Origin of the sequence: Pseudomonas orientalis, assembly GCF_022807995.1 — a bacterium.
Taxonomy (GTDB): domain Bacteria; phylum Pseudomonadota; class Gammaproteobacteria; order Pseudomonadales; family Pseudomonadaceae; genus Aquipseudomonas; species Aquipseudomonas orientalis_B.
This window is the reverse complement of the sequence record NZ_CP094351.1, coordinates 2,931,607-2,950,978: the sequence shown is the minus strand read 5'-3', so window position 1 is coordinate 2,950,978 and position 19,372 is coordinate 2,931,607. Positions and strand designations below refer to the sequence as shown.

14 protein-coding genes are annotated in these 19,372 nt (G+C 62.8%); 9 read left to right on the top strand and 5 right to left on the bottom strand.

Annotation, left to right across the window (positions count from 1 at the left end):
- The 4 genes from MRY17_RS13040 to MRY17_RS13025 all read left to right on the top strand — a co-directional run bounded on the left by MRY17_RS13040 (nucleotide 1) and on the right by MRY17_RS13025 (nucleotide 9,212).
- On the top strand, nucleotides 1-1,341 hold the full coding sequence (locus MRY17_RS13040; protein WP_191952875.1) for a TolC family outer membrane protein: 1,341 nt from the start codon (nucleotides 1-3) through the stop codon (nucleotides 1,339-1,341).
- A gap of 34 nt (nucleotides 1,342-1,375) precedes the next feature.
- Entirely contained in the window at nucleotides 1,376-4,333 is a 2,958-nt protein-coding gene (locus MRY17_RS13035; RefSeq protein ID WP_243352197.1) for an autotransporter serine protease, read from the top strand.
- Nucleotides 4,334-4,489: 156 nt separating this feature from the next.
- Nucleotides 4,490-7,609: an autotransporter serine protease gene (locus tag MRY17_RS13030; RefSeq protein WP_243352195.1), complete on the top strand. Its 3,120-nt coding sequence runs from the start codon at nucleotides 4,490-4,492 to the stop codon at nucleotides 7,607-7,609.
- Nucleotides 7,610-7,787: 178 nt separating this feature from the next.
- The gene (locus MRY17_RS13025) at nucleotides 7,788-9,212 is read left to right on the top strand and encodes a polyurethane esterase (protein WP_243352194.1); all 1,425 of its coding nucleotides are present in this window, start codon (nucleotides 7,788-7,790) and stop codon (nucleotides 9,210-9,212) included.
- Nucleotides 9,213-9,344: 132 nt separating this feature from the next.
- Here MRY17_RS13025 and MRY17_RS13020 read toward each other — a convergent pair whose 3' ends face one another.
- Complete coding sequence (locus MRY17_RS13020) at nucleotides 9,345-9,569, bottom strand: YgdI/YgdR family lipoprotein (protein WP_057722473.1); 225 nt, start codon at nucleotides 9,567-9,569, stop codon at nucleotides 9,345-9,347.
- 188 nt (nucleotides 9,570-9,757) lie between these two features.
- Between MRY17_RS13020 and MRY17_RS13015 the strand changes: the two genes are divergently transcribed.
- Together MRY17_RS13015 and MRY17_RS13010 are read left to right on the top strand one after the other, a co-directional pair.
- Nucleotides 9,758-11,404, top strand: a complete 1,647-nt coding sequence (locus MRY17_RS13015) for a VRR-NUC domain-containing protein (protein ID WP_243352193.1) — start codon at nucleotides 9,758-9,760, stop codon at nucleotides 11,402-11,404.
- Nucleotides 11,401-13,659: an ATP-dependent DNA helicase gene (locus MRY17_RS13010; RefSeq protein ID WP_243352191.1), complete on the top strand. Its 2,259-nt coding sequence runs from the start codon at nucleotides 11,401-11,403 to the stop codon at nucleotides 13,657-13,659. Before MRY17_RS13015 ends, MRY17_RS13010 begins: the two co-directional genes overlap by 4 nt.
- A gap of 169 nt (nucleotides 13,660-13,828) precedes the next feature.
- Here the strand turns inward: MRY17_RS13010 and MRY17_RS13005 are convergent, their stop codons facing one another.
- Nucleotides 13,829-14,779 carry an alpha-E domain-containing protein gene (locus tag MRY17_RS13005; protein WP_124432672.1) on the bottom strand — a complete coding sequence of 317 codons (951 nt, stop codon included), beginning with the start codon at nucleotides 14,777-14,779 and terminating at the stop codon, nucleotides 13,829-13,831.
- A 2-nt stretch (nucleotides 14,780-14,781) separates the two neighbouring features.
- Nucleotides 14,782-16,191 carry a circularly permuted type 2 ATP-grasp protein gene (locus tag MRY17_RS13000; protein WP_181283273.1) on the bottom strand — a complete coding sequence of 470 codons (1,410 nt, stop codon included), beginning with the start codon at nucleotides 16,189-16,191 and terminating at the stop codon, nucleotides 14,782-14,784.
- A gap of 427 nt (nucleotides 16,192-16,618) precedes the next feature.
- Here MRY17_RS13000 and MRY17_RS12995 point away from each other — a divergent pair, with 427 nt between their 5' ends.
- From MRY17_RS12995 to MRY17_RS26425, 3 genes are all read left to right on the top strand, one after another.
- Nucleotides 16,619-17,164 (top strand): hypothetical protein, encoded by a 546-nt coding sequence (locus MRY17_RS12995; RefSeq protein ID WP_104505279.1) that lies wholly within the window; start codon nucleotides 16,619-16,621, stop codon nucleotides 17,162-17,164.
- 85 nt (nucleotides 17,165-17,249) lie between these two features.
- Nucleotides 17,250-17,462 (top strand): hypothetical protein, encoded by a 213-nt coding sequence (locus MRY17_RS12990; protein WP_104502877.1) that lies wholly within the window; start codon nucleotides 17,250-17,252, stop codon nucleotides 17,460-17,462.
- 11 nt (nucleotides 17,463-17,473) lie between these two features.
- Entirely contained in the window at nucleotides 17,474-17,608 is a 135-nt protein-coding gene (locus tag MRY17_RS26425) for a hypothetical protein (RefSeq protein ID WP_258232353.1), read from the top strand.
- Here MRY17_RS26425 and MRY17_RS12985 read toward each other — a convergent pair.
- Nucleotides 17,599-17,946, bottom strand: a complete 348-nt coding sequence (locus MRY17_RS12985) for a helix-turn-helix domain-containing protein (RefSeq protein WP_181283272.1) — start codon at nucleotides 17,944-17,946, stop codon at nucleotides 17,599-17,601. The two genes, MRY17_RS26425 and MRY17_RS12985, sit on opposite strands and share 10 nt — an antisense overlap.
- 55 nt (nucleotides 17,947-18,001) lie before the next feature.
- Nucleotides 18,002-19,348: a cation:proton antiporter gene (locus MRY17_RS12980; protein WP_191955474.1), complete on the bottom strand. Its 1,347-nt coding sequence runs from the start codon at nucleotides 19,346-19,348 to the stop codon at nucleotides 18,002-18,004.
- Nucleotides 19,349-19,372 lie beyond the last annotated feature (24 nt).

The following is a 19,372-nucleotide window of genomic DNA, read 5'->3' as shown; positions in this document are numbered from 1 at the left end:
ATGAGACCTGTGTTCATCGCCTTGCTGTTCAGTTGCGCCAGTGCGCACGCCGCCATGGGCCCGTTCGATGTGTACGAGCAAGCCCTGCGCAATGACCCGGTGTTCCTCGGCGCGATCAAGGAGCGCGACGCCGGCCTGGAAAATCGTACCATCGGCCGCGCCGGCTTGTTGCCGAGGCTGTCATACAACTACAACAAGGGCCGCAACAATTCCGAAGCGCACCTGCCCGACGGGCGCGGTGGAAGCTATCGCGACGACCGCAACTACAACAGCTACGGTTCCACCTTCAGCCTGCAACAGCCGCTGTTCGACTACGAAGCCTATGCCAACTACCGTAAGGGCGTGGCCCAGGCGCTGTTTGCCGACGAGAGCTTTCGCGACAAGAGCCAGGCCCTGCTGGTACGGGTGTTGAGCTATTACACCCAGGCGTTGTTCGCCCAGGACCAGATCGACATCGCCCGCGCCAAGAAGAAAGCGTTCGAGCAGCAGTTCCAGCAGAACGAACACTTGTTCAAGGCGGGTGAGGGCACGCGCACGGACATCCTGGAAGCCGAATCGCGCTATGAACTGGCTACCGCCGAAGAGATCCAGGCCCTGGATGAGCAGGATGCCTCCCTGCGCGAACTGGGCGCGTTGATCGGTGTGCAAAGCGTCAACATCGACGACCTGGCACCCCTGAATCAGAGCTTCGCCGCATTCAGCCTGAGCCCGTCCAACTACGCCACCTGGCACGAACTGGCGTTGACCAACAACCCCGTACTGGCCTCGCAGCGCCAATCCCTGGAAGTGGCGCGCTATGAAGTGGAGCGCAACCGCGCCGGGCATTTGCCGAAAATCACCGCCTACGCCAGTTCGCGCAAGCAGGAATCGGACAGCGGCAACACCTACAACCAGCGCTACGACACCAACACCATCGGCGTCGAGGTCAGCCTGCCGCTGTATGCCGGCGGCGCTATCTCGGCCTCCACGCGCCAGGCCAGCCGCGCCATGGAGCAGGCCGAGTACGAACTGGAAGGCAAGACCCGCGAGACCCTGATCGAACTGCGTCGTCAGTTCAGCGCATGCCTGTCCGGGGTGAGCAAGCTGCGCGCCTATCAGAAGGCCCTGACCTCAGCCGAGGCGCTGGTGGTGTCGACCAAACAAAGCATCCTCGGCGGCGAGCGGGTCAACCTCGATGCGTTGAACGCCGAGCAGCAGCTCTACAGCACCCGCCGCGACCTGGCCCAGGCGCGGTACGACTACCTGATGGCCTGGACCAAATTGCATTACTACGCGGGCAACTTGCGTGACACCGACCTGGCCAAGGTGGACGAAGCCTTCGGTCCGGAGAGAACGCGGTAGGGGCAAGACATAACAATAAAACAGGAGTGTACGGATGATCACGGATTCACCACGGTTCAAACCCTTCACCGCAGGCTCATTGCTGCTGCTGTCCGTTGCGGCACAGGCGCAATATGCCGAAACCGGCCAACCGGGTAACCCCGCCAGCTGGCGTTCCGCCGAATACCAGAGCGACTGGGGCCTGGGGCGCATGAAGGCCGATGAAGCCTATGCCATCGGGATCAGCGGCAGTGGCGTGAAAATCGGCGCGCTGGACTCGGGTTTCGATACCAATCACCCCGAAGCGTCCAAAGAGCGCTTCCACCCGGTCACCGCCAGCGGCACGTACGTCGATGGCAGTGCCTTCAGTACCACGGGCGCACTCAACCCGAACAACGACTCCCACGGCACCCACGTCACCGGCACCATGGGCGCGGCGCGCGACGGCGTGGGCATGCATGGCGTGGCGTATAACGCTCAGGTCTACGTCGGCAACACCAACGCCAACGACAGCTTCCTGTTCGGCCCGACCCCGGACCCCAAGTATTTCAAGACGGTGTACAGCGCCCTGGTGGACTCCGGCGTGCGCGCCATCAACAACAGTTGGGGCAGCCAGCCCAAGGACGTCAGCTACCAGACACTCGATGACCTGCACGCCGCCTACGCCCAGCACTACAACCGTGGCACCTGGCTGGACGCGGCGGCGGATGTGGCCAAAGCCGGCGTGATCAACGTGTTCAGCGCCGGCAACAGCGGCTATGCCAATGCCAGCGTGCGTTCGGCGCTGCCGTATTTCCAGCCGGAACTGGAAGGCCACTGGCTGGCAGTGTCGGGGCTGGATAGGGCCAACAACCAGAAGTACAACAAATGCGGCATCGCCAAATACTGGTGTATCTCTACCCCGGGTGCGCTGATCAACAGCACTATCCCGGACGGTGGTTATGGCGTGAAATCCGGCACCTCGATGTCGGCGCCCCATGCCACCGGCGCCCTGGCGCTGGTGATGGAGCGCTATCCCTACATGACCAACGAGCAGGCGCTGCAGGTGCTGTTGACCACCGCCACGCAGCTGGACGGCTCGCTCACCCAGGCCCCCAACGCCATCGTCGGCTGGGGCGTGCCGGACCTGGGCCGGGCGATGCACGGGCCGGGGCAGTTGCTCGGCGCAATGAACGTGAACCTCGCGGCCGGGCAGGCCGATGTGTGGAGCAACGGTATTTCTGACCAGGCGCTGCTCCAGCGCCAGGCCGAAGACCGCGCCGAGCACAGCGCCTGGCAGCAAACCCTGCTCGACAAGGGCTGGCAGAACGGCGTGGGCGCCGGCGCCAGCCAGCAGGATCAGACCGACTACGCGGTGGGCAGCGCGCGCGATCAGGCGGCGGCGAACCGCGTGTACGCAGGCAGCCTGATCAAATCCGGCGCGGGCAGCCTGGTGCTCGGCGGCGACAGCACCTATCGCGGCGCAACCCTGGTCAACGGCGGCCTGCTGGCGGTGAACGGTTCGTTGACCTCGGCGGTCACGGTCAACGACAGCGGCACCCTCGGCGGCGCCGGGCGGATCGGCGCACTGTCGGTCAACAGCGGCGGGCGGGTGGCGCCGGGTAACTCGGTGGGCACCTTGCAGGTGGCCGGGGATGTGAACCTGGGCTCAGGCTCCACCTATGCGGTAGAACTCACCCCCACCCGCAGCGACCGCATCGTCGCCGGCGGCAAGGCCGTGCTGGGGGGCGGTACGGTCACCCTGGCCCTGGAAAACAGCCCGACGTTATTGAGCCAGCGCCAGGCCCAAAGCCTGATCGGCCGGCAGTACTCGATTCTTGAGGCGGCCGGTGGTATCCAGGGCCAGTTCGGCCAGGTGCTGCCGAACTATCTGTTCCTCGGCGGCACCCTGGACTACGCCGCCAACGGCGTGCAACTGAACGTCGGGCGCAATGACGCCAGCTTCGCCAGCGTCGCCGCCACCCGCAACCAGCGCGCCGTGGCCTCTGCCGCCGAGCGATTGGGCGCGGGCAACCCGGTGTACGAAAGCCTGCTGCAATCGGACTCGGTGGCCAGCGCGCAACAGGGTTTGCAGCAACTGTCCGGTGAAATCTACCCGGCCGTGGGCGCGATGTTGATCAACGACAGTCGCCAACTGCGCGACGCGGTGGGCGAACGCTTGCGCCATGTGCCGGTGGCCGGTGAACGCAACCTGTGGTTCAAGGCCCTCGGCGCCTGGGGCAAGTCCGATGCGCGCGGTGAAACAGCAGGTTCCACCACCGCCCTCGGCGGCTTGCTGGCGGGTGTCGACGGCGCACTGGACGAACAGACCCGCGTCGGTGTGGTCGCCGGCTACAGCGACAGCTCATTGAACATGGGCAGCGGCACCCATTCCTCGGCGTCCATCGACAGCTACCACTTCGGCGCCTATGCCGGGCGTGAGCTGGGCGACTGGCGGCTGAGTGTCGGCGGTGCCTACAGCTGGCATCGCGGCGATGTGAAGCGCGACCTGCAATACGGCGAGGTCAGCGGCAAGCAAAAGACCAAGCTGCAGGCGCGCACCGCGCAGCTGTTTACCGAAGCCGCGTATCGCATTCACCTGCAACCGCTGGCATTGGAGCCCTTCGCCAACCTGGCCTACGTGCACCTGGACAGTGAGTCGTTCCACGAAAAAGGCGCTGCGGCGGCCCTGGAGCGTGGCAATGACCGACGTGATGCGGTGCTCGGCACCCTTGGCGTGCGCGCACTGAAAACCCTGGCGCTGAACGACCATCAACAATTGGACCTGTCCGGCTCGCTGGGCTGGCAACACAGCCTGACGGCGGTGGAATCCGAGGAACACCTGGCGTTTGTCGCCGGCGGGCCGTCCTTTGCCGTGCGCAGCGCGCCGTTGTTGCGCGACGCCGCGTTGGTAGGGCTGCAGGCGAGCCTGGCGCTGAGCCCGTCGACACGGGTCAACCTGGATTACAACGGCCAATTGGGCGGACGCGAGAAAACCCAGGGTGTAGGTCTGAGCCTGAACTGGCAGTTCTGAAAGCACACCACACATCAAATGTGGGAGGGGGCTTGCCCCGATGAGGGCGGGTCAGCCAGTACATCCGGCGACTGACACTTCGCTATCGGGGGCAAGCCCCCTCCCACAGAGAAAGTGATTCACCTACTGGCAATAAGAAAACTAAGGAAGGTCACCGTGAAAAAACGCAAGTCAGGGTTCACCATCGCCATCCACACAGGCCCGGGCTACCCGCTCAAGGCATTGAGCCGCGTGCCATACGGCGCGCTGCTGTGCTGCCTGGCCAGCGGCCTCGCAAGCATGCAAACTGCCCAGGCCGCACCCTATGTGGAAACCGGCAAACCGGGCGACGCCGCCAGTTGGCGCAGCAATGAATTCAAGGCCGACTGGGGCCTGGGCGCCGTGCACGCCGACACCGCATATGCCGCCGGCTACACCGGCAAGGGCGTCAAGCTGGGCATCTTCGACCAGCCGGTGTACGCCCAGCATCCGGAATTCGCCAGCCCCGGCAAAGTGGTGACGATCGTCACCGAGGGCATCCGCCAGTACACCGACCCGTACATCCCGGTGAAGGCCGGCGATGCGTTTCGCTATGACGGCACGCCGTCCCTGGGCTCCAACGGCAAGCTGGGCAACCACGGCACCCACGTCGGCGGCATTGCGGCCGGTAACCGCGACGGCGGGCCGATGCATGGCGTAGCGTTCAACGCACAGATCATCAGTGCCGAAAACGGCGACCCGGGCCCGGAAGACGGGATCATCCTGGGCAACGATGGCGCGGTGTACAAAGCCGGTTGGGATGCACTGGTCGCCAGCGGCGCGCGCATCATCAACAACAGCTGGGGTATCGGCATCGGTGATCAGTACGCCAAGGGCGGTCGCGATCCGGCGTTCCCCAACTTCACGGTCAATGAAGCCCAGGCGCAGTTCAACAACATCCGGCCGATCCTCGGCACCATTGCAGGCGGCGCTTATCAAGGTGCGATCGACGCCGCCCGCAGTGGTGTGCTGACCATCTTTGCCGCCGGTAACGACTACAACCGCAACAACCCCGACGCGATCTCGGGACTGGCGTATTTCGTGCCGCAGATTGCGCCGAACTGGCTGTCGGTGGCGGCCCTGCAGCAGAACCCGGACACCGCGAGCGCCAACCCCTACGTGATCAGCACCTTCTCGTCGCGCTGCGGCTATGCGGCGAGTTTCTGTGTGTCGGCGCCGGGTACGAAGATTTTCAGTTCGATCATCAACGGCACCAACCTGGACAACCTCACCAACGACTACGCCAACTTCAACGGCACCTCCATGGCCGCGCCTCATGTGGCCGGCAGTGCGGCGGTGCTGATGGAGCGTTTCCCCTACATGAGTGGCGACCAGATCTCCACGCTGCTCAAGACCACCGCCACCGACCTTGGCGCGCCGGGCATCGACTCGCTGTATGGCTGGGGCATGATCAACCTGGGCAAGGCAGTCAACGGTCCGGGCATGTTCATTACCGCCGAGGATATTCCGGCTGAGTTTCGCATCGACGGCGCCTATGGCAGTGGCCAGTTCGTGGCGGACTTGCCGGGTATCGGCGCAGTGGTGGATGCCGGCAAACCGACCCAGCGCGTGTGCAATGACGTGCATTGCGGGCTGGACGTATGGAGCAACGACATCGCAGGCCATGGCGGCCTGACCAAGCAGGGCATTGGCACCCTGGTGCTGACCGGCACCAATACCTACAGCGGCCCGACCCGGGTCAACCAGGGGTTGCTGGCGGTCAACGGCTCGGTGACCTCCGACGTGACCGTCAGCCAGAGCGGCGTGGTCGGCGGCTCGGGGCGCATCGGTTCGCTGACCGCAAAAAGCGGCGGCACCGTGGCACCGGGCAACTCCATCGGTACGCTGAACGTGGCGGGCAATGTCACCTTTGAGGCGGGCTCGACGTACGCGGTGGAACTGTCGCCTACCAGCAGCGACCGCATCGTCGCCGGCGGCACCGCCACGCTCAATGGCGGCACCGTGACCCTGGCCCTGGAAAACAGCCCGACCTTGCTCAGCGCGACCCAGGCGCAAAGCCTGATCGGTCGCCAGTACAACATCCTGCAAGCCGCGGGGGGGATCAACGGCCGCTTCGGTGCGGTACTGCCGGACTACCTGTTCATCGGTGGCACCTTGAACTACGCGGCGGGCGGTGTGCAGCTGGATGTGGCACGCACCAACAGCTTCGCCAGCGTGGCCGCGACGCCAAACCAGCGCGCCGTCGCCGCAGCCGCCGAGCAATTGGGCGCGGGCAACGGCGTGTATGAAAGCTTGCTGCTGGCCCCGACGGCGGCCTCGGCACAAGGCGCGTTCCAGCAACTGAGTGGCGAAGTCTATCCAGCCCTGGAGACTGCACTGGTCAATGACAGCCGCTACGTGCGTGAAGCGGTCGGCGAACGCCTGCGCAACGGTGAAATGGGCGCGACCAGCCAGGCCATCGACAGCCGTGGCAATGTGTGGGTAAAAGCGCTGGGGGCGTGGGGCAAGACCGACAGCCGCAGCGATACGGCGGGCTACACCACGTCCATCGGCGGCATGCTGGCCGGTGTGGACGGCGCCCTTGACGACGCGACACGCATCGGCCTGGTGGCGGGTTACAGCGATACCTCGCTGAACATGGGCAGCGACACCCATAGCCGCGCCTCGGTCGACAGCTACCACTTCGGCGCCTATGCCGGGCATGAAATCGGCGCCTGGCGCCTGAGCGGCGGTGCGACCTACAGCTGGCACCGCGCCGATGTGAAGCGTGACCTGCAATACGGCGACGTCAGCGGCAAGCAGAAAGCCAAGGTCGACGCCCACAGCACCCAGGTGTTCACCGAGGCGGCGTACCGCATCAACCTGCAACCCATGGCGCTTGAGCCATTCGCCAACCTGGCCTATGTGCACCTGGACACGGACGGCTTCAAAGAGAAGGGCGATGCCGCTGCGCTGAAAAGTGGCGACGACAGCCGCGACCTGGTGCTGAGCACCTTGGGCGTGCGCGCCTTGAAAACCTTCAACGTCAACGATCACCAGCAACTGGAAGTGTCCGGCACCCTGGGCTGGCAGCACAACCTGAGCAGCACCGACTCCGAGCAGCACCTGGCGTTTGCCTCCGGCGGCCCTTCGTTCGCGGTGGAAAGCGCACCGATGGTGCGTGATGCCGCCCTGGTCGGCGCGCGAGTGAGCCTGGCCCTGAGCAAGGATGCACGGGTGAACTTCGACTACAACGGTCTGCTGGCCAGCAAAGAGAAGGTGCATGGCGTCGGGTTGAGCCTGGACTGGGCGTTCTGACGCGTTAAAAACCACTGTAGGAGCGAGCTTGCTCGCGAAAAACTCAAGTGCGGCGCGTTTGTTCAGGTAGAGCGCGTCATCGTTGACGATCTTCGCGAGCAAGCTCGCTCCTACAGCGGGTGATGGATAAAAGGTGTTTTCGCTTTCTCGACAAATCCAACAACAGAGAGGCAGTACCATGGGTATCTTTGACTATAACAACCTCGGGACCGAGGGCTCCAAGACAGTGTTCGCCGATGCGCTGGCGATCACGCTGTATGCCTATCACAACCTGGATCACGGGTTTGCCGTGGGTTACCAGAACAATGGCCTGGGCCTGGGCTTGCCGGCCACGCTGGTGAGCGCCATGATCGGCGGCACCGATGCCCAGGGGGTGATTGGCGGGATCCCCTGGAACCCCGATTCGGAAAAAGCCGCCCTCGACGCCGTGCACGCGGCTGGATGGACGCCGATCAGCGCAAGCGCCCTGAATTACAGTGGCAAGGTGGACGCCCGGGGGACATTTTATGGCGAGAAACCCGGCTACGCCTCGGCCCAGGTCGAGGTGCTGGGCAAATACGATGACGCCGGCACACTGCAGGAAATCGGCATCGGTTTTCGCGGTACGTCGGGCCCGCGGGAACACCTGATCAGTGACGCCATCGGCGATGTGATCAGCGACCTGCTGGCTGCCTTCGGGCCCAAGGATTACGCAAAAAACTATGTCGGCGAAGCCTTCGGTGGCTTGCTCGAGAACGTTGCCGAGTTTGCCGGTGCCCACGGCCTGAGCGGCCAGGATGTGCTGGTCAGCGGCCACAGCCTCGGTGGGCTGGCGGTCAACAGCCTGGCCGACTTGAGCGACAGCAAATGGTCGGGCTTCTACAAGGATGCCAACTACGTGGCCTATGCCTCACCGACCCAAAGTGCCGGTGACAAGGTGCTGAACGTGGGCTACGAAAATGACCCGGTGTTCCGTGCGCTGGATGGTGCATCGTTCAACCCGTCGTCCCTGGGCGTGCACGACAAGCCCTATGAATCCACCACCGACAATATCGTCAGCTTCAACGATCACTACGCATCATCCCTGTGGAACGTGCTGCCGTTTTCCATCCTCAACCTGCCGACCTGGGTGTCGCACTTGCCCACCGGCTACGGCGATGGCATGGCGCGCATTCTCGACTCCGGCTTCTATGAACAAATGAGCCGTGACTCAACGGTGATCGTCGCCAACCTGTCCGACCCGGCACGGGCCACCACCTGGGTGCAAGACCTCAACCGCAATGCCGAAACGCACAAGGGCAATACCTACATCATCGGCAGTCACGGCGACGACCTGATCCAGGGCGGCAAGGGCGCGGACTTTATCGAGGGCGGCAAAGGCAATGACACCATTCGCGACAGCAGCGGGCATAACACCTTCCTGTTCAGCGGGCACTTTGGCAATGATCGCGTGGTGGGCTACCAGGCGACGGACAAGCTGGTGTTCACGGATGTGCAGGGCAGCGCGGATTATCGCGATCACGCCAAACTGGTCGGCGGGGATACCGTGATCAGCTTCGGCGCTGACTCGGTAACGCTGGTGGGTGTGAGCAGTGTGTCGGGGGAGGGGATTATGATCGGCTGACTATTGGAACGCGGTTAAAACTGTGGGAGGGGGCTTGCCCCCGATTGGGGTGTATCAGCCTGCTTATGTGTAGCTGACCCACCGCTATCGGGGGCAAGCCCCCTCCCACATTTGATATAGGCCAGCCTGAAATTATTGTTCCTTGCGCACCGTCGCCACATCATCGGCCTTGATACGAATACGCTTGCCGGCGATGTCGGTGAATTCATAGAAGCCATCGGCGGTCTTGGCGTTGGGTGTGTCCTTGGTCAGATACTGTGTGCCGTTTTGCAACGTGACCACCGTTTGCGTGGAGCAACCGGCCAATACCAGAAAAGTGAGTGCAACCAGCGGCAGACCCAAATTCTTCATGTTCATTACCCTTACCTTTAACCCTGAAAAGTCCCGCAGCGTCTGGCTGCGGGGCCTAAATGTTACGCGATCAGCTCCCTCATCTGATCGCTTTTTTTCAAAAAGTTGCAGGCGCCATTTATCTATTACTGATTGCAACAACGCGTTGGCGACGTCACTCTGTATGCATAACCAGTAGTTGATTGCTTTGTGCCATGGCTAACCCCCTCGAAGACCCCTTGTATTACCTGCACAACTTCCGCCAAGTGCTGATGTGGTTGGCGCAGCGCTATGCCGATCTGCTCGACGCGGACGAATTGCAGTTCATTCAGCAATTCGACAGGTTGCCGCAGGCGTCACAGGCGTTATTGGTGCGCATGGTCATGCGCAAGGGCGTGCATTTTCGTGGAGGCAAGCTCAACTACCTGGAAATCGGTTGCCCGCATGCGGCCATGCAGCCATTGCTGGCGTCCGGTTGGGTCGAGGACCACTGCCTGCTGGGCTTTGAAGAGCTGTTCGGCTTGCTGCAAAAAGGCGAGCTGCTCATGGCCTTCAAGCCTTGGATCGAGCAGCCCAAGGGCCGCAAATCCGACTGGCTGGCGCCATTGGCGGCGCAGTTCAACGAAAGCCGCAGCTTCGCCCTCTGGTGCCCCGACCTGCAGGATGTGCTCTACAGCCTCACGGTGATGGAGCTGTGCGACCGCCTGCGTCTGATGTTTTTCGGCAACCTGTATCAGGACTGGTCGGAGTTCGTGCTGGCGGACCTGGGGATCTACACCTACGAGAAGGTTGCGTTCTGCGCCGAGTCCCGAGGGCTGCGCAGCCGCGCCGACGTCGAGGGCTTTTTGTTCCTGCACCAGTGCCAGCAGGCTTTTGAGGCGGGCCAGGCGCTGGAAACGGTGCTGACGCAGATTGCCACGCTGCACACCGACAACCCCTGGCTGGAAAAACGCCGCGCCAAGTTGTTGTTCCAGATCGGCCAGTACTGTGAGCGCAGCGCTGAGTTGAGTGTGGCCGAGCAGATCTATCGCGGCTGCGCCTATCCCGGCGCGCGCGCACGGTTGATCCGCGTACTGGAACGCCAGGAGGCCTATGCACAAGCCATGGCGCTGGCCGTTACCGCGCAACAGGCGCCGGAGAGCGCCGCCGAGCAGCAACACCTGCTGCGCGTAGTGCCACGTCTGCGGCGCAAGCTGGGTGAGCCGAAGGTGCCCAAGGCCAAGCCGCACGCCGTCACGCGCCTGGACCTGGCACTGACACCGCCCGAGCCGCTGATGTCGGTGGAATATTGCGTGCAGGCCCATTTGAGCGAGCCTGACGCACCGGTGCACTACGTGGAAAACGGCCTGATCAATTCGCTGTTCGGCCTGTTGTGCTGGGACGTGGTCTTCGCGCCGCTGCCCGGCGCGTTTTTCCACCCGTTTCAGCGCGGTCCCGCCGACCTGCACAGCGAAGACTTCCAGCAACGCCGCGCCGCCTTGTTCAGCGCGTGCTTCGAGCAATTGCGGGACGAGCGCTACAAAACCACCATCCGCCAACGTTACGTGGACAAATGGGGCATTCAATCACCCTTTGTGTTCTGGAACCTGCTCAGTGAAGAGCTGCTTGAGCAAGCCCTGATGTGTTTGCCGGCCGAACACCTGCGCTACTGGTTTGAGCGGCTGTTGCTGGATATCCGCGCCAACCGCACCGGCATGCCCGACCTGATCCAGTTCTGGCCGGCGCAGAAAACCTACCGCATGATCGAGGTCAAGGGCCCAGGCGACCGCCTGCAGGACAACCAATTGCGCTGGCTGGAGTTCTGCGGCGAGTACCAGATGCCGGTCACGGTCTGCTATGTGCGCTGGGCAGAGCCCGCTTGAGCTACTGCGTCGCGGTGCGCGCGTTGTGCGAGTTCACGGCCAAGGTCGGTGACCTGGACCTGCGCTTTACCCCGTCGCCCAGTGCCCAGGAAGGCATCGTCGGCCATCGCACGGTGGCGTCGCGGCGCAGCGCGCATTACCAGAACGAAGTGGCGCTTGAGGGTGAGTACCAGCAACTCAAGGTGCGGGGCAGGGCGGACGGCTATGACCCGGACAGCAACCGCCTCGAAGAGGTAAAGACCTATCGTGGCGACCTTAAGACTCAGCCCGCCAACCATCGGCAATTGCATTGGGCCCAGGTCAAGGTCTATGGCTGGTTGATGTGCCAGAAGCTCGGGCTCGACGAGATCGAGCTGGCGCTGGTGTATTTCGACATCGTCGGCGAGGGCGAAACTCTGCTCAAGCAGCGCTTTGCCGCGCCTGACCTGGAGCGCTTCTTCAACCAGCAATGTGCGTTGTTTCTCGAGTGGGCCCACCAGCAGATGCAGCACCGCGAGGCGCGCAACCGCGACGCGCAAGGCCTGGCGTTTCCCCACGCCGAGTTTCGCAGCGGCCAGCGTTCCCTGGCCGAGTCGGTCTACAAGGCGGTCAGCACCGGCCGCTGCCTGATGGCCCAGGCGCCGACCGGCATCGGCAAGACCGTCGGCACGCTGTTTCCAATGCTCAAGGCCCTGGCACCGCAGCAGTTGGACAAGGTGTTTTTCCTCACTGCCAAGACCCCGGGCCGCAAGCTGGCGCTGGATGCGGCCCAGGTGCTGTACGACAGCAGTCCCGAGCTGTCCTTGCGGGTGCTGGAGCTGGTGGCCCGGGACAAGGCCTGCGAGCACCTGGACAAAGCCTGCCATGGCGACTCGTGTCCATTGGCCAAGGGCTTTTACGATCGTTTGCCCGCCGCCCGCCAGGCAGCGGCCAGGGTTCGCCTGCTCGATCAGCGGCACCTGCGGGAGGTGGCGCTGGCCCACGACGTCTGCCCGTATTACCTGAGCCAGGAAATGGCGCGCTGGACCGACGTGGTGGTTGCCGACTACAACTACTATTTTGACTTCGGCGCCATGCTCTTCGGCCTGGCGCAGCTCAATCAGTGGCGCGTCGCCGTGCTGGTGGACGAAGCGCATAACCTGGTCGAGCGCGCCCGTTCGATGTACAGCGCCAGCCTCGATCAGTACAGCCTCAAGACGGTCCGCGACAGCGCCCCCGAGCCGCTGAAAAAGCCCTTGCAGCGCCTGAACCGAGAGTGGAATGCACTGCACAAGGACCAGCTCGCGCCGTATCAGGCGTACGCGGCCAAACCCGACAAGCTGCTCCAGGCCCTGAGCCTGTGTGCCAGCGCGATGGGCGATTACTTCAACGACCATCCCGAAGCCCTCAATGGCGACCTGCAAGCCTTCTACTTTGAAGCGCTGCAGTTTTCCAAGGTGTCCGAGCTTTTTAACGAACACTTCATCTTCGATATCAGCAAGCGTCAATTCAGTGCCAAGCGCAGCAGCTCGACCCTGTGCCTGCGCAATGTGGTGCCGGCCGAATTCATCCGGCCCCGGTTGACGGCCGCGCGCAGCAGCGTGCTGTTTTCCGCGACCCTGAGCCCGCGCCACTACTACGCCGACTTGCTCGGGCTGCCGGCGGACACCGCCTGGGTCGACGTCGAGTCGCCATTCAAGGCCGAGCAATTGCAGGTGAGCATTGTCGAGCGCATCTCCACGCGCTTCGTGCACCGCCAGGCATCGCTGGAACCCATCGTGGAGTTGATCGCCCGGCAGTTCGCCGAGCAACCCGGCAACTACCTCGCGTTTTTCTCCAGTTTCGATTACCTGCAACAAGTGGCGCAGCTGCTGGCCGAGCGGCATCCGCAGATCGCGCTGTGGTTGCAATCGCGTGGCATGGCCGAGGCTGAACGCCAGGCCTTTCTGGACCAGTTCACCGTGCACAGCCAGGGCGTGGGTTTCGCCGTGCTCGGCGGCGCCTTTGGCGAAGGCATCGATTTGCCCGGCGCGCGCCTGATCGGGGCGTTTATCGCCACCCTGGGCCTGCCGCAGCTCAATCCGGTGAATGAACAGATCAAAGCACGCATGGGCGCGATCTTTGGCGCGGGCTATGACTACACCTATTTGTATCCCGGTATCCAGAAAGTGGTGCAGGCGGCGGGGAGGGTGATTCGCAGCCAGCACGACCGGGGCTTGGTGATGTTGATCGATGATCGCTTTGGTGAGGCGCGGGTGAGGCAGTTGCTGCCCAAATGGTGGTCGCCAACGACCTGAGGGACTCATCGCCATTCAGATGTGGGAGGGCTTGCCCTGATACCCGCTGTAGGAGCGAGCTTGCTCGCGAAAAACTCACCGGCACCGCGTTCATTCAGGAAGCACGCGTTATCGTTGACGTTTTTCGCGAGCAAGCTCGCTCCTACAGACGGCGGTACTGGGTTGAGTGTCAGACCACTTCCAGATAGGAGCTTTGTATCGCCCGCGCCAGGTCGCGCACGGTGTCGATAAAGTCGGTCAGCCGGGTGTGCAGCCCGTCTTCCAGAATTTCATCGATCCCGGTGTATCTGAGGCGCGCTTCGAACTCGGCCGCCAGGCGCTGGGCCGTGCGCCCGTAACTGCCGGGCAGGTCGGCGAGGATGTGGTTCAACTCTTCGATGCACGCATGCAGCGAGCGCGGCACGTCGCTGCGCAACAGCAGCAACTCGGATACCGAGCGGGCATTCAGGGCATTCGGATACAGCTCGGTATAGGCTTCAAACGAGGACAGCGCTCGCAGCAGCGCGCTCCACTGGTAATAGCCGCGTGCCGACACGTCGCTGACTTCTTCGGACTCTTCACCAAACATTTCATAACGCGCATCCAGCAGGCGCAGGGTGTTGTCCGCACGTTCGACGAAGGTGCCCAGGCGAATGAATCGATAGGCGTCATTGCGCATGATGGTGCCGGAGGTTGCGCCGCGAAACAGGTGCGAGCGTTGCTTGACCCAGTCACAGAAATGGCTGATGCCATGCCGCGCCAGGCCACCGGCGGCGATGCTGCGCATTTCCAGCCAGGTAGCGTTGAGGTTTTCCCACATGTCGGCGGTGATGCGCCCGCGCACCGCATGGGCATTGCCCCGGGCCGCGCGCAGGCAGTTGTAGATACTGGCCGGGTTTTCTTCATCCAGGGCGAAGAAGTGCAGCATGCGTTCGGCGTCCAGTTGCTGATGGCGCTCAAGGTAGCTGTCCAGGGTGCCGCTGCAAAGCAGCGACATTGCCAGTTCATCGAGCCCATCGCTGCGCCCGGCGTGGGGCATCAACGACAGCGAATAACTGACCTCCAGCATGCGCGCCAGGTTCTCGGCGCGTTCCAGGTAACGGGACATCCAGTACAGATCTGCGGCGGTTCTACTCAACATATTCAGCCCTCCACCACCCAGGTGTCCTTGGTTCCGCCGCCTTGCGACGAATTGACGATCAGCGAGCCTTCTTTGAGCGCTACACGGGTCAGGCCGCCGGGCACCAGGCGGGTTTCCTTGCCCGAGAGCACGAACGGGCGCAGGTCGATATGCCGCGGCGCGATGCCGTTTTCGACGAAGGTCGGGCAGGTGGACAGGCTCAGGGTCGGCTGAGCGATGTAGGCATGGGGCCGCGCCTTGATGCGCTGGCGAAAGTCTTCGATCTCGGCAGTGGTGGAAGCCGGGCCCACCAGCATGCCGTAGCCGCCCGAACCCTGGGTTTCCTTGACCACCAGTTGCGCCAGATTGGCCAGCACATGGGACAGTTCATCAGGCTTGCGGCACTGGAAGGTGGGCACGTTCTGCAGGACGGGTTCTTCGTCCAGGTAGAAGCGGATCATTTCCGGTACATACGGGTAGATCGACTTGTCGTCAGCCACGCCGGTGCCGATGGCGTTGGCCAGTACCACATTGCCCGCGCAGTAAGCGGCGACCAGGCCGGGCACGCCGAGCATCGAATCGGGGTTGAACGCCTGCGGGTCGAGGAACGCGTCATCGATGCGCCGGTAGATCACATCCACCGCCTTGGGGCCGTCGGTGGTGCGCATGAACACCTTGAGGTCATGCACGAACAGGTCGGCGCCTTCCACCAGTTCCACACCCATTTCCCGGGCCAGGAAGGCATGCTCGAAGAAGGCACTGTTGAAGCGCCCTGGGGTGAGTACGACGACGTTGGGGTTGTCCAGCCGGCTGGCGCTTTTCAGGGTCTTGAGCAGCAGGTTGGGGTAGTGGTCCACCGGCGCGATGCGCTGCCGGGCGAACACTTCCGGGAACAGGCGCATCATCATCTTGCGGTCTTCGAGCATGTAGCTCACGCCGCTGGGGGTGCGCAGGTTGTCTTCGAGGACGTAGTAGGTGCCGTCGCCGTCGCGCACCAGGTCGACGCCGGAAATGTGCGAGTAGATGTCGCGGTGCAGGTCCAGGCCGACCATTGCCTTCTGATAGCCCTCATTGCCCAGCACCTGGTCTGCGGGGATGATTCCGGCCTTGATGATGCGCTGGTCGTGGTAGATATCGGCGAGAAACATGTTCAACGCGGTGACCCGCTGGATACAGCCGCGCTCGATCACGCGCCATTCGCTGGCCGGAATGCTGCGCGGGATGATGTCGAAGGGGATCAGGCGCTCGGTGTCTTGCTCGTCGCCGTACAGGGTGAAGGTGATCCCGGCGCGGTGGAACAGCAAATCCGCTTCACGGCGACGCTGGGCCAGCAGTTCCGGCGGCGTATTGGCCAGCCAGCGGGAGAAATCCTGATAATGCGCACGGCAGGCGCCGTCTGCGTCATTCATTTCATCGAAGAAAGATCGAGCCATTCCAGTACCTTGTCAGTGCCCAGCCTTGCCTGGTTGGCAGCTTGCTTGGGGGCACTGCCGCTAAAAAACGCTTTTTTTATGAGCCTGTGGCTGACGGTGCCAACAGGCCTGGTCCTTATGTTCTTATGGAGTCGGCTCTGGGTCGGGGGGTAACGAATGCTCCTGTTTACCGGCGGATGAATGGATTAAGCAAGGCGTGTGCCGGAACGGCCGTCAATACCGGTAAATCCTCTGTAGGAGCGAGCTTGCTCGCGAAGAACTCAAGAGCAATGTGTTTAACGGGGTTGGCGCGTCATCGTTGACGATCTTCGCGAGCAAGCTCGCTCCTACTGGGAGCGCAGGGTGCCTTGATTTGGTGCGCGACGAACTTGAACTTCGCCGCGGGCCGCTTCTTCTAATGAGTCTTGAAACTTGATGGAGCCCCGTCGTGCCTAGAATCATTTCGCCCAACACGCCGGAAGCGGCGTTGACCGACCACAGCGAGCACAATGCCAAGATCTTCGGTTCGCCCAAGGACCGGCTCGACTTCTATCGTCGCGAGATCCAGTACGAAACCAGCATCCTGGCCAACCGCACCGACGCCTACCTCACCGCACAGTCATTCCTGGTCATCGCCTTTGTCTCCGGGATGGGCAACCTGAACCCGGAGTGGGGCAAGTTGTTCACCCTGGTGGTGCCGGTGATTCTCGCCGCTTTGGGAATTCTCAGCTCACTCAACGCCTGGCCGGGCATCCGCGCCGCCTACGAGATCATCGATCACTGGCACTACAAGCAAAGCGAGCTGCTGCGCAGTGAGCCGGTGATGGGCATGGCCTACGATGAGTCGCCGTTGTTTTCCGAAAGGGAGTCGACCCACAAGGGCTATCGCAAGTCGCTGCTGTTTTCCATGCGGGCGCCGTGGTTGTTCATGGGGTTCTGGCTGGTGTTGGGCTTCTATGCCTTCTACATCCAGGTCGATAACCCGTTGCGCTGAGCAATCAGACGGAACTTCGCCCATCAACGCAGCGCCTTAGCTTTACGGGGTACAAATTCCCCACAGGCCTGCAAAGAGGTGCGCCATGACCATAGATAACGATCCCCAGACCACTGACCGCAATGACCCGGCGATAGACATTGGCGAGCCGGCCCCCGGCACCGCCGCCGATGCCCCCAAGGATCCGACGCCAACCACCGACCCGAAGGCCAAGGAAAACGACTACAGCCCGGACTTCAAGCCTGAGCCTGAGCACAAGCCTGAAACCGATGCCGATATCGACACCCAAGGCGGTTAGAGGAGACAGTCATGTCTAAAGAAGTGGACGAAGAACTCAACGATCCGGGCAACGAAGACCCGGGCTCATTGATGGACGATGCCGAGGTGCCGCTCAACGATCTGGATGAAGCGGCGGATGTCGGCAACACCGAAGATCAGGACTGATCCGGCGGCGGGCCGGAGGGATCGCTGAGCTTGAAGTAGAGGTCTTCTTCAGGCGGACCGTCCAGCGATACCTCCTGGCCCACCACGCGGTTATCCATCAGGGTCTGCGCCTGGTGCCGACTGATATTGACCACGGTGCTGCGCTTGCCGGTCACCACATACACCACATCCACGCCCTGGCCGGCCAATTGCGCCAGGTAATCGGCGCGCGGCAGGTCTTCGCCCAGTTCGTATTGGCGTTGCTCGCGCACAGTCACACCACCGGCCTGCGCCAGGAACTGTTGCGAATAGCCCAGGCGCTGGCGTTCCTCACACAATCGTTGACCTATCTCTTTCATCTGCTGACTCGCGCTGTCGATACTGAACGTTTGAAACCCTGGCGCGGCGCAGGATTCAATTTTTTTGCGCGGCCCGGCGTTCGTACCACACCAGCATCGGCTGGGTACTCAGGCCATGCACCATCACACTCAACGCAATCACCGAGAGGGTCAGGTTCACGGCCACGGCGCTGCTGGTGCCGATCAGCCCGTGGTTCAGCGCATAGAACAGGTAGTAGATGCTGCCGATTCCGCGAATGCCGAACCAACTGACCAGGCTGCGTTGCCGACGATTCATCAGGCTGCCCCAAGGCATGGCGAACACGCTGACCGGGCGAATCACACAAAACAGCAACGCGGCCACCGCCAGCGCACGCCAATCCCAGTGGCTGACCAGCACGATGCCCAGCACGGTCACCAGGAACACCTCCATCGAGCGTTCCACCAGGCTGCCAAAGGCCAGCATATCGCCCATCATCACGCCGGCCGCGATCTGGGTGTCCTGCAATTGGCTGACATCACCGTGCAGGGCCTGCTCCGGCTCGATTTCCAGGTGGCCCACCACCGGCTGCGCCAGATGCTCGGCGGGTGTCTGGGCATAACCGGTGGATTTGAACTCCGCCTGGCGCAGCCCCAGGCCCGCCGCGAACACCGACAGGAAGCCATAGCCGCCGATGGCTTCCGCGCTCACATAGGCCAGGGCGATCAGCGCCAGCGTCAGGTAGTCATTGGGTGACAAGGTACTGTCGGCATTGATCAGGCGCAGGCGCAAAGTCACACGCCCGATGCCACGGCCCATCCAGTATCCCGTCAACAGCCCGGCCGGCACCGCCCACAGCAGGTTTTTCAACACCCAGCCGCCGAACCAGTCGCCATCGAAACCGCCGTGCTGCATGAACATCAGGCCGAAGATGACAAAGGGAAAGGCGGTACCGTCGTTCAAACCGGCTTCGCCGGACAGGCCGAACCGCAGCGGGTCGTAGTCCTGGGCATTGTTGACCTGAACCAGGCCGGCCAGCACCGGGTCGGTGGGCGCCAGCATCGCGCCCACCAGCAGCGACACCCCCCACGACAACTCGAACAGATAATGCAGCGCCAGGCAGGTGCCGAGGATGGTCAGCAGCATCACCGGCCCGGCCATGCCAAAGGCGATGCGCCAGGTGCGGTGCCTGAGCGGCAGGCGCAGTTTCAAACCGCTGACGAACAGCGAGAACAGCACCGCCACTTCCGTGATGTGCTCCATCCAGCGAGCGGAGCCCTTGACGTCCAGGTGCAACAGGTCCACGCCCAAAGGGCCGATGGCGACCCCCAGCAGCAGGCACACCGCCGAGGTGGTCACCGGCATCCAGCGCAGGTAGGAGGAGGTAAGGGCGAGGGTGAGCAATACAGCGCCCAGTACGGCCAACCATAAAATGAACGTCATTGTGCGAGTACCCGGGCGTGATTC

Excerpts from the sequence above, each read along its gene's own strand:
- MRY17_RS13040 (WP_191952875.1), top strand. The coding sequence starts at position 1 with ATGAGACCTGTGTTCATCGCCTTGCTGTTCAGTTGCGCCAGTGCGCAC.
- MRY17_RS13035 (WP_243352197.1), top strand. The coding sequence starts at position 1,376 with ATGATCACGGATTCACCACGGTTCAAACCCTTCACCGCAGGCTCATTG.
- MRY17_RS13025 (WP_243352194.1), top strand. The coding sequence starts at position 7,788 with ATGGGTATCTTTGACTATAACAACCTCGGGACCGAGGGCTCCAAGACA.
- MRY17_RS13020 (WP_057722473.1), bottom strand. The coding sequence starts at position 9,569 with ATGAACATGAAGAATTTGGGTCTGCCGCTGGTTGCACTCACTTTTCTG.
- MRY17_RS13015 (WP_243352193.1), top strand. The coding sequence starts at position 9,758 with ATGGCTAACCCCCTCGAAGACCCCTTGTATTACCTGCACAACTTCCGC.
- MRY17_RS13005 (WP_124432672.1), bottom strand. The coding sequence starts at position 14,779 with ATGTTGAGTAGAACCGCCGCAGATCTGTACTGGATGTCCCGTTACCTG.
- MRY17_RS13000 (WP_181283273.1), bottom strand. The coding sequence starts at position 16,191 with ATGGCTCGATCTTTCTTCGATGAAATGAATGACGCAGACGGCGCCTGC.
- MRY17_RS12990 (WP_104502877.1), top strand. The coding sequence starts at position 17,250 with ATGACCATAGATAACGATCCCCAGACCACTGACCGCAATGACCCGGCG.
- MRY17_RS26425 (WP_258232353.1), top strand. The coding sequence starts at position 17,474 with ATGTCTAAAGAAGTGGACGAAGAACTCAACGATCCGGGCAACGAAGAC.
- MRY17_RS12985 (WP_181283272.1), bottom strand. The coding sequence starts at position 17,946 with ATGAAAGAGATAGGTCAACGATTGTGTGAGGAACGCCAGCGCCTGGGC.
- MRY17_RS12980 (WP_191955474.1), bottom strand. The coding sequence starts at position 19,348 with ATGACGTTCATTTTATGGTTGGCCGTACTGGGCGCTGTATTGCTCACC.